Source organism: Microbacterium sp. CH-015, assembly GCF_049707015.1.
Classification (GTDB): Bacteria; Actinomycetota; Actinomycetes; order Actinomycetales; family Microbacteriaceae; genus Microbacterium; species Microbacterium aurum.
In genome coordinates this window covers 1-1,645 of record NZ_JBNAFJ010000029.1, presented here as the reverse complement: position 1 = coordinate 1,645, position 1,645 = coordinate 1, and the positions used below count along the sequence as shown (strand labels likewise).

General features: G+C 68.1%; 1 protein-coding gene. It reads left to right on the top strand.

The window, feature by feature from the left end; genetic code table 11:
* The first annotated feature begins 114 nt into the window (after positions 1 to 114).
* On the top strand, positions 115 to 1,629 hold the full coding sequence (locus tag ACPYN4_RS15470) for an IS1634 family transposase (RefSeq protein ID WP_239282846.1): 1,515 nt from the start codon (positions 115 to 117) through the stop codon (positions 1,627 to 1,629).
* Positions 1,630 to 1,645 lie beyond the last annotated feature (16 nt).

Sequence of the window (1,645 nt, the reverse complement as noted above, 5' to 3'; positions counted from 1 at the left end):
CCTGACTCGTGCCACTTTTGGTCTGGGGAGTCGTTCGGGGCCTTGTGATCGTTGATTTTCCGGGGTTCCGGGTGTGTGAGCGGGGCACTAAATCGTGGCTCGTAGACTGCCGGGGTGGGGTTGTTCGTGCGGCGCGTGAAGACCGCGTCCGGGGCGACGGCTGTGCAGATCGTGTCGAAGGACCGCGGGGTACGGCGGATCGTTGAGCACGTCGGCTCCGCGCATGACGCGGAGCAGCTCGCGGTGCTGTTGGAGGTCGCGAAGACGAAGATCCAGGGCGGGCAGCTCGCGTTCGATCTCGACGCGCTCACCCCGACCCCGGTGACGGCGCCGCCTGCGGTGGTCGGGTCGCAGTCGCGGGTGTTGTGGGAGGTCCTCGAGGACGCGTATGCCGTCCTCGGGTTCGACCGGGTCGGGACGGACGCGTTCCGGCGGCTGGTGCTGGCGCGGGTGATCGAGCCGGCCTCGAAGGTCGACACGATCCGGGTGCTCGCCGACCTCGGGATCGGGTCCCCGTCGTTGCGGACGATCTGGCGCACTCTCGCCCGCAGCGTCGAGGAGGACTGGCGGGCCGGGTTCGCGAAAGCCGCCTACGCCCACGCCGCCGGGCGCGCCGGCGGGACGCTCACGATGGTGCTCTACGACGTGACCACCTTGTATTTCGAGGTCGAGAAGGAAGACGGCCTCCGCAAGGTGGGGATGAGCAAGGAACGGCGCGTGGACCCGCAGATCCTCGTCGGCCTGCTGGTCGACCCGTCCGGGTTCCCGTTGGAGGTGCACGCGTTCGAGGGGAACAAGGCCGAGACTCGCACCCTCCTGCCCGTCCTGACCGCGTTCCGCGACCGGCACCAGGTGACCGACCTGGTCGTGGTCGCCGACGCCGGCATGCTCTCCGCGGCGAACCTGGACGCGCTCGAGGATGCCGGGTTCCGGTTCATCGTCGGCTCCCGCACCAGCTCGGCCCCGCACGACCTGGCCCCGCATTTCAACCGGCACGGGAACCTGTTCGAAGACGGGCAGGTCATCGAAACCACCCGCAGCATGGGCAAGGGCGTCGACGCACGCCAGCGGCGGGTGGTGTGGCAGTGGCGGTTCAAGCGGGAGAAGCGGGACAACCTCACGCTGAACAAGCAGATCGAACGCGCCGAACGCATCGCCGACGGCACCCGGCCGATGCGCCGTGACCGATTCGTGAGCGTGGACGGCACCACGGTCGGGGTGAACTGGGAGCAGGTCGAGAAGGCCCGCACCTGGCTCGGGCTGAAGGGCTACGTCACCAACATCCCGCAGCTGGCGCTCGACGGTGACGGTGTCGTGGCCGCCTATCACGCCCTGTTCCAGGTCGAAGCGTCGTTCCGGATGGCGAAGACCGACCTGCGCGCACGGCCGATGTTCCACCACGAGAAGGACTCGATCGACGCGCACCTCACGATCGTGTTCTGCGCCCTCGCGATCAGCCGACACCTACAAGACCGCACCGGACTCAGCATCAAACGCATCGTCCGCGCGCTCCGCCCACTGCGCGATGTCGTGATCAGCGTCCAAGGACAGCAGATCACCGCCACCACACCCGCCGAAGGCGAAGCCGCCGAAATCCTCACCGCACTACGACCGCGCGTGGGGCACTAAAATGGCACGACTCAGG